Source organism: Paenibacillus sp. AD87 (genome assembly GCF_001659845.1).
In the GTDB taxonomy this organism is placed as follows: domain Bacteria; phylum Bacillota; class Bacilli; order Paenibacillales; family Paenibacillaceae; genus Paenibacillus; species Paenibacillus marchantiae.
Map to the genome: position 1 here is coordinate 1 of NZ_LXQN01000014.1, position 7885 is coordinate 7885.

The 7885-nt window shown below is 48.1% G+C and carries 2 protein-coding genes, 2 tRNA genes, 3 rRNA genes and 2 pseudogenes; 1 reads left to right on the top strand and 8 read right to left on the bottom strand.

Translation table 11 applies throughout. The features are described 5' to 3' along the window. The 7 genes from gpAD87_RS23005 to gpAD87_RS23035 form a co-directional block, all read right to left on the bottom strand. Positions 1–2244, bottom strand: a 23S ribosomal RNA gene (locus gpAD87_RS23005); the annotation flags it as partial. Positions 2245–2448: 204 nt separating this feature from the next. Further along, a tRNA-Ala gene (locus gpAD87_RS23010) sits at positions 2449–2524 on the bottom strand. A gap of 22 nt (positions 2525–2546) precedes the next feature. Beyond that, positions 2547–2623 (bottom strand) — tRNA-Ile (locus tag gpAD87_RS23015). A gap of 37 nt (positions 2624–2660) precedes the next feature. After that, positions 2661–2777, bottom strand: a 5S ribosomal RNA gene (gene rrf / locus gpAD87_RS23020). Positions 2778–2882: 105 nt separating this feature from the next. Next, positions 2883–4435 (bottom strand): 16S ribosomal RNA (locus gpAD87_RS23025). Positions 4436–4931: 496 nt separating this feature from the next. Beyond that, positions 4932–5162 (bottom strand): hypothetical protein, encoded by a 231-nt coding sequence (locus gpAD87_RS23030; RefSeq protein ID WP_017692114.1) that lies wholly within the window; start codon positions 5160–5162, stop codon positions 4932–4934. Positions 5163–5371: 209 nt separating this feature from the next. Continuing rightward, positions 5372–5989, bottom strand: coding sequence for a stage II sporulation protein M (locus gpAD87_RS23035; RefSeq protein WP_064641162.1), 618 nt, complete (start codon positions 5987–5989; stop codon positions 5372–5374). A gap of 119 nt (positions 5990–6108) precedes the next feature. Here gpAD87_RS23035 and pdaB point away from each other — a divergent pair. Continuing rightward, positions 6109–6882 (top strand): annotated as a pseudogene (pdaB, locus tag gpAD87_RS23040) (polysaccharide deacetylase family sporulation protein PdaB). 7 nt (positions 6883–6889) lie between these two features. Here pdaB and gpAD87_RS33015 read toward each other — a convergent pair. Then, positions 6890–7491, bottom strand: a pseudogene (locus tag gpAD87_RS33015) (KinB-signaling pathway activation protein). Between the last annotated feature and the right edge of the window lie 394 nt (positions 7492–7885).

Here is a 7885-nt window from a genome sequence, read left to right on the forward strand (position 1 = left end):
GATTACGGTACCAGGTTAGAACCTAGATACGATCAGGGTGGTATCCAACGGTGCCTCCACGCAAGCTGGCGCTCACGTTTCAAAGGCTCCCACCTATCCTGTACAGATCGTACCCAAATTCAATATCAAGCTGCAGTAAAGCTCCATGGGGTCTTTCCGTCTGTCGCGGGTAACCTGCATCTTCACAGGTATTAAAATTTCACCGGATCTCTCGTTGAGACAGCGCCCAAGTCGTTACGCCATTCGTGCGGGTCAGAATTTACCTGACAAGGAATTTCGCTACCTTAGGACCGTTATAGTTACGGCCGCCGTTTACTGGGGCTTCGGTTCACAGCTTCGGATTGCTCCTAACCGCTCCCCTTAACCTCTCCAGCACCGGGCAGGCGTCAGCCCGTATACTTCGCCTTACGGCTTCGCACAGACCTGTGTTTTGCTAAACAGTCGCTTGGGCCTTTTCACTGCGGCCCCCTCGTGCTATTCACACTACCGGGGCACCCCTTCTCCCGAAGTTACGGGGTCATTTTGCCGAGTTCCTTAACGAGAGTTCTTCCGCGCGCCTTAGAATTCTCTTCTCGCCTACCTGTGTCGGTTGCGGTACGGGCACCATCACCTGGCTAGAGGCTTTTCTTGGCAGTGTGAGATCATGACCTTCGCTACTATAATTTTCGCTCCCATCACAGCCCAGCCTTAACGATGTGCGGATTTGCCTACACATCAGCCTCACTGCTTAGACGGACATCCATCAGTCCGCGTCACTACCCTGCTGCGTCCCCCCATTGCTCATAACGGCTTACGGTGGTACAGGAATTTCGACCTGTTGTCCTTCGACTACGCCTTTCGGCCTCGCCTTAGGTCCCGACTTACCCTGAGCGGACGAGCCTTCCTCAGGAACCCTTAGGCTTTCGGCGGATCAGATTCTCACTGATCTTTTCGTTACTCATACCGGCATTCTCACTTGTATAATGTCCAGCGCTCCTTACGGTACACCTTCAACCCTTATACAACGCTCCCCTACCCCTGATGCAAAGCATCAAGCCATAGCTTCGGTGGTGTGTTTAGCCCCGTTACATTTTCGGCGCAGAGTCACTCGACCAGTGAGCTATTACGCACTCTTTCAATGGTGGCTGCTTCTAAGCCAACATCCTGGTTGTCTGTGCAACTCCACATCCTTTCCCACTTAACACACACTTGGGGACCTTAGCTGATGGTCTGGGCTGTTTCCCTTTTGACAATGGATCTTAGCACTCACTGTCTGACTCCCGGAAGTAAGTCTATGGCATTCGGAGTTTGACTGAGCTTGGTAACCCTTGCGGGCCCCGCACCCAATCAGTGCTCTACCTCCACGACTCTGTTTTCCGAGGCTAGCCCTAAAGCTATTTCGGGGAGAACCAGCTATCTCCGAGTCGATTGGAATTTCTCCGCTACCCCCACCTCATCCCCGCATTTTTCAACATGCGTGGGTTCGGGCCTCCAGTGCGTGTTACCGCACCTTCACCCTGGACAGGGGTAGATCACCCGGTTTCGGGTCTACGTCCACGTACTATGTCGCCCTATTCAGACTCGCTTTCGCTGCGGCTCCGGCTCTTCACCTTAACCTTGCACGGGAACGTAACTCGCCGGTTCATTCTACAAAAGGCACGCCATCACCCCTAAAACGGGCTCTGACTTTTTGTAAGCACACGGTTTCAGGTTCTATTTCACTCCCCTTCCGGGGTGCTTTTCACCTTTCCCTCACGGTACTGCTTCACTATCGGTCGCTAGGAAGTATTTAGCCTTGGCAGATGGTCCTGCCGGATTCATACGGGGTTTCACGTGCCCGCACTACTCGGGATACATCTCGGAGAGAACAGACTTTCAATTACAGGGCTTTTACCTTCTTTGGCGGGCCTTTCCAGACCTCTTCGTTTAACCGGTTCCTTTGTAACTCCATGTGAGATGTCCCACAACCCCAAAGAGCAAGCTCTCTGGTTTGGGCTTCTCCGCGTTCGCTCGCCGCTACTGACGGAATCACTATTGTTTTCTCTTCCTCAAGGTACTTAGATGTTTCAGTTCCCTTGGTATGCCTCTACATAACCTATGTATTCAGTTATGAGTAACTGGAAATTACCCCAGCTGGGTTTCCCCATTCGGACACCCCCGGATCAAAGCTTGCTTACAGCTCCCCGAGGCAGTTTCGTTGTTCGCCACGTCCTTCATCGGCTCCTAGCGCCTAGGCATCCTCCGTGTGCTCTTAGTAGCTTAACCATAGTTGCTCCGGTTTCGACTGCTCGCTTCCCTTGTTTTGCTTACGCAAAGCCAAAAGTCGCTCTCATTCGATACCATCGCAATGCAGTTTTCACTATTTATTAAAACTTGTTTTAACACAAGTTCAGCTTAAAAAGGAATGTTCTAATTCGCAATTTTCGTTTCGATATCTAGTTTTCAAAGAACAAGCTTGTAAAATCTTGTTGGTGGAGCCAAGCGGGATCGAACCGCTGACCTCCTGCTTGCAAGGCAGGCGCTCTCCCAGCTGAGCTATGGCCCCATATTAGATTGTAAGGTATACATGGTGGGCCCTGGTGGACTCGAACCACCGGCCTCACCCTTATCAGAGGTGCGCTCTAACCAACTGAGCTAAGGGCCCACATTATATATCATATTGAAACCCGTAATGGGTTTACGCTTGGCGGCGTTCTACTCTCCCAGGACCCTGCGGTCCAAGTACCATCGACGCTGAAGGGCTTAACGGTCGTGTTCGGGATGGGAACGTGTGGAACCCCTTCGCTATCGCCACCAAACGTTTGAGAGTTTGAGCTCTCAAAACTGAGCAACGAGTGAGTAACTAGCCGACCTGGCTAGATTTTGTATTTGAATGTTTCCACTCGGGAAACGATTCTCCATAGAAAGGAGGTGATCCAGCCGCACCTTCCGATACGGCTACCTTGTTACGACTTCACCCCAATCATCTATCCCACCTTCGGCGGCTGGCTCCTTGCGGTTACCCCACCGACTTCGGGTGTTATAAACTCTCGTGGTGTGACGGGCGGTGTGTACAAGACCCGGGAACGTATTCACCGCGGCATGCTGATCCGCGATTACTAGCAATTCCGACTTCATGCAGGCGAGTTGCAGCCTGCAATCCGAACTGAGACCGGCTTTGTTGGGATTGGCTCCATCTCGCGATTTCGCAGCCCGTTGTACCGGCCATTGTAGTACGTGTGTAGCCCAGGTCATAAGGGGCATGATGATTTGACGTCATCCCCACCTTCCTCCGGTTTGTCACCGGCAGTCTATCTAGAGTGCCCACCCGAAGTGCTGGCAACTAAATATAAGGGTTGCGCTCGTTGCGGGACTTAACCCAACATCTCACGACACGAGCTGACGACAACCATGCACCACCTGTCTTGAATGTTCCGAAGAAAAGGTACATCTCTGCACCGGTCATTCAGATGTCAAGACCTGGTAAGGTTCTTCGCGTTGCTTCGAATTAAACCACATACTCCACTGCTTGTGCGGGTCCCCGTCAATTCCTTTGAGTTTCAGTCTTGCGACCGTACTCCCCAGGCGGAGTGCTTAATGTGTTAACTTCGGCACCAAGGGTATCGAAACCCCTAACACCTAGCACTCATCGTTTACGGCGTGGACTACCAGGGTATCTAATCCTGTTTGCTCCCCACGCTTTCGCGCCTCAGCGTCAGTTACAGCCCAGAGAGTCGCCTTCGCCACTGGTGTTCCTCCACATATCTACGCATTTCACCGCTACACGTGGAATTCCACTCTCCTCTTCTGCACTCAAGTCACCCAGTTTCCAGTGCGATCCGGGGTTGAGCCCCGGGATTAAACACCAGACTTAAATGACCGCCTGCGCGCGCTTTACGCCCAATAATTCCGGACAACGCTTGCCCCCTACGTATTACCGCGGCTGCTGGCACGTAGTTAGCCGGGGCTTTCTTCTCAGGTACCGTCACCTTGAGAGCAGTTACTCTCCCAAGCGTTCTTCCCTGGCAACAGAGCTTTACGATCCGAAAACCTTCATCACTCACGCGGCATTGCTCCGTCAGGCTTTCGCCCATTGCGGAAGATTCCCTACTGCTGCCTCCCGTAGGAGTCTGGGCCGTGTCTCAGTCCCAGTGTGGCCGATCACCCTCTCAGGTCGGCTACGCATCGTCGCCTTGGTGAGCCGTTACCCCACCAACTAGCTAATGCGCCGCAGGCCCATCCCCAAGTGACAGATTGCTCCGTCTTTCCAGTTCTCTTCAGGAGAAGAAAACAACTATTCGGTATTAGCTACCGTTTCCGGTAGTTGTCCCAAACTTGAGGGCAGGTTGCCTACGTGTTACTCACCCGTCCGCCGCTAACCATCCGAGAAGCAAGCTTCTCTTCAAGTCCGCTCGACTTGCATGTATTAGGCATGCCGCCAGCGTTCGTCCTGAGCCAGGATCAAACTCTCCAATAAAGTATTGAAAAGAGCGATAAGCTCATTTTGAATCTGACGAGATTAAAATCTCATTTTTGCTTCGAAATCATACAGCCCGAAGACTTGCACCAATTTCTCAGCGTCGATCTTGCAAGCAAGATCGTTACTCACTCGTTGTTCAGTTTTCAAAGATCAAACATTCAATTTGTTCCTGTTTTCTTTGTCACCGTATTTTCAGCGGCGACTTTTATAATATATCATGTTTAAGTTTACTTTGCAAGCACTTTTTTCGATTTATTTTCAATCGCTTTATTCCAGCGCTTGTTCCGGTTAACTTTTCCTTAAAAAAGGAACGAAAATTAATTTATCATATTGAACAAAAAAGGTCAACCCTTTTTCGACAAAATGTTTCATATCCCTTTTCAAAGCCGCCTATTCTACCTATACCTAATTCATGGTGTCTGAGGTACAGCGCTGGCTTTACGGGCCGCACCTCTCTTATATGGTGAACTTCAGCATCCCACTGACCACATCATTATGGCTTGGATTTTTTTAGTTTGCCGCCTCTAGCATATTTGGATAACTCTTTGGGTGGCGCAAAGCGCGCATACATACGGAACACAGTCTTGTAGCGACTCGCTATGGCGTATTTAATTTCTTGATCGAGACGGTTGTCACTTAAGTCGAACAACATTTCATCAAGCTCTTTGCGCAATACATAATCCAGTTCCTTGCATTCCTTCTCGTTAAACAGCATACCCAGCATTAGAGTTCTCCTTTTTCTGCATATGGATAATGGCGTGTCCCAGTGTATGTCATATTCGAGCCCTTTAATTCAGGCTATATATCGGACAGCGCCGGTTTTAGTAGCAAACCCAGGATCATCTTTATTTGTCCTTTGGTGGTTGCTACTGAAACCCGTTTTATTGTTATGGTCAACTTTCTGAAAATTTATGAATGTCATCCCATACAAATTTATCCTCGCACCAGGCTGTAGGTAAGTGTACTTTCAATAATCGCTGCAACAAGTAGCAAAATAACAATCCAGCAGGATGCAGTTACCGTTGTGCGCATAAACGCACTCCATTGGCTGCCAATCGTATTTCGTTTCTCCCCGCCAAATTGACCAAGACTTTTGAGAGCTAATCCACCAAACCTTAAACCGAATGCACAAGCGATAATAATTACCGGAATTTCAATAATGCCATGTGGAAGAAGTCCTTTTACAACAATATCAAAGAAGCTGGCCCCATAGTTCATTGTGGTGTGTACCAGAAAACCGATAACCATGCCATTGATCAACAGGAAAACGACAGGCAGAATGCCAAAGAAGATACCGGCATAGATCACGAGTACACTTTTGATGGCGTTATTGAAAAAGATAAAGAGGAAGAAGTTCCATTGCACATTGTTCCCCTGCTCTAGCCGTTCACTTACTTCCCTTAGTCCCCCGATTTGATTCAACAATATATCCTCAAGTGGTCCTGTACTCACCCACCCCGTGCCTATTCCAACAACAAACAATACGATCGACCAGATTAATGCACCACGAATGGAACCTAAAGCTCTAAGAAATGTACTGAATTTTAACATAATATCCTCCTGTGGAACCAAGATGTTGGACAAACAAACGTCTGATACGAATAACTGCGAGGTACGAGCATACATTGAGAGTAAACAAGCATTTCTTATGGGAGAGGGCGCTTATTGAAATGAACTCGTTCTATGATTTAGCGGCAAAAAGATCAAACGTTTCCTGATTGTGCTGGTTGCTGCCGTCTTTGCTATCGGGATTATTTATCTGGAGAGCGGCAATATTTCTGTATTCTCGGAGGATGCACCATCCGCCGTATACAGCGTTCCAACCGAGAAGAAGGTTATTGCACTCACCTTTGACATTAGCTGGGGAGATAAAAGGACAGAGCCTATCTGAAGGTCCTCCAAGAAAATAAAGTTCAGAAAGCCACTTTCTTCTTGTCCTCCCCCTGGAGTAAGACACACCCCGAGATTGTAACAGCCATCAAAGACGCAGGATACGAAATCGGCAGCCATGCGTCACAAGCATGATAATTACAGCAGCCTGACTGAAGAGGAAATCCGCAAGGAAATTTCGACAGCTCATAGCATTTTAACCGATTTAACGGGAAAAGAACCGAAATTGCTGCGTCTACCTAATGGCGACTTTGAAACGTGTTCTCCAGGTTGCCAGCAGTCTGAATTATCAGGTTGTCCAATGGGACACCGATTCGCAGGATTGGAAGAACCCTGGTGTACAGACCATTGTTGATCGTGTAGTTAGCAAGGCGCATCCTGGTGACATTGTGCTGCTGCACGCTAGTGATTCCTCGAAACAAACGCATGAAGCATTACCCGTCATTATCGACAAGTTAAAAAATCAAGGGTATGAATTCGTGACGGTTTCTGAGCTGCTTAATCATTCAAGTGTCAAAGGTACGGAAGTTCGCGACCAAGCCAGTGCACAGTAAACGTTAATTAAAGCAGTATTGCTGAGGCAAACTGTATACTTCCCTTCTGTACTCCATGCCTTGTAAAAAGGCGCTGAAGCGCCATAAATGGAAAAGAGCTAACCAGGTTAGCTCTTTTTGGCGTTTTTTTTAAGATAATCGCTACGCATGACTTTCTTGTACCTCGGTCTTTCCACTCACCCCGCTGCTCCATGGACCCATCTACCAGCCTGTGCAATATCAGCATTTGGTATGCATTACAGATTAACAGTGGAACCACAATAAAGATGGTAGCCGCATTCACATCAATTCGCAGCACACCGATCGTTTCCACCACGGTAACAGCCACCATGAAAAAGAGTGTAGGCACCAGCGCGAAATATGTGTCTTTTTCACCTTTACGTAAGCGGTAACAATTCCAGCTGCCAAAATAATGATTCCAAGCACAATATCGGATAGCCGTTCTCGTTCCCCACCAACAAACAAACGTAAAAACATGACATCAAGTAACGCCAAAACGGTTAGAACAATCTGTACAATTTGCCAACTGCGTTTCGAAAATACACCTTTGCCCATATAGTTCAATATCAAGTATGCGAAAAAACCCATTTGCGAATACACGCTAATCATAATACCGGAACCAAACAAGATCAGGAGATAAATTAAAAAAAATCGGTCATTCCATTCGTTTTTTCTCCATTAACCAACATCATAATTAGACCCGTCACTAATGATCCTGCAGCCCCAATAAGCAAAGCTGACCAAAATAGGAAAAACCATTTACGTAAATTCAAATCTTTTCCACCCCCGAGAGTTTATTTACCAACCTTCACAGCAAAAACCATCATCATTCAACATATTTAGCGGTTTCCCATCACATACTACATCCAGTATCTAATCAAGGAGGGGTTGTGCACATGAAACGGCCTTTGTGGCAGTTATGCTGTGTCGTACTTGGACTATCCGTCATGCTCGCCGGCTGTGGCTCAGATCAGAATTATTCGCCTCCTCAGGGCGGTTATAA

Bases quoted from the DNA above. Each gene is read 5' to 3' on its own strand.
- gpAD87_RS23030 (WP_017692114.1), bottom strand. From the start codon at position 5,162: ATGCTGGGTATGCTGTTTAACGAGAAGGAATGCAAGGAACTGGATTAT.
- gpAD87_RS23035 (WP_064641162.1), bottom strand. From the start codon at position 5,989: ATGTTAAAATTCAGTACATTTCTTAGAGCTTTAGGTTCCATTCGTGGT.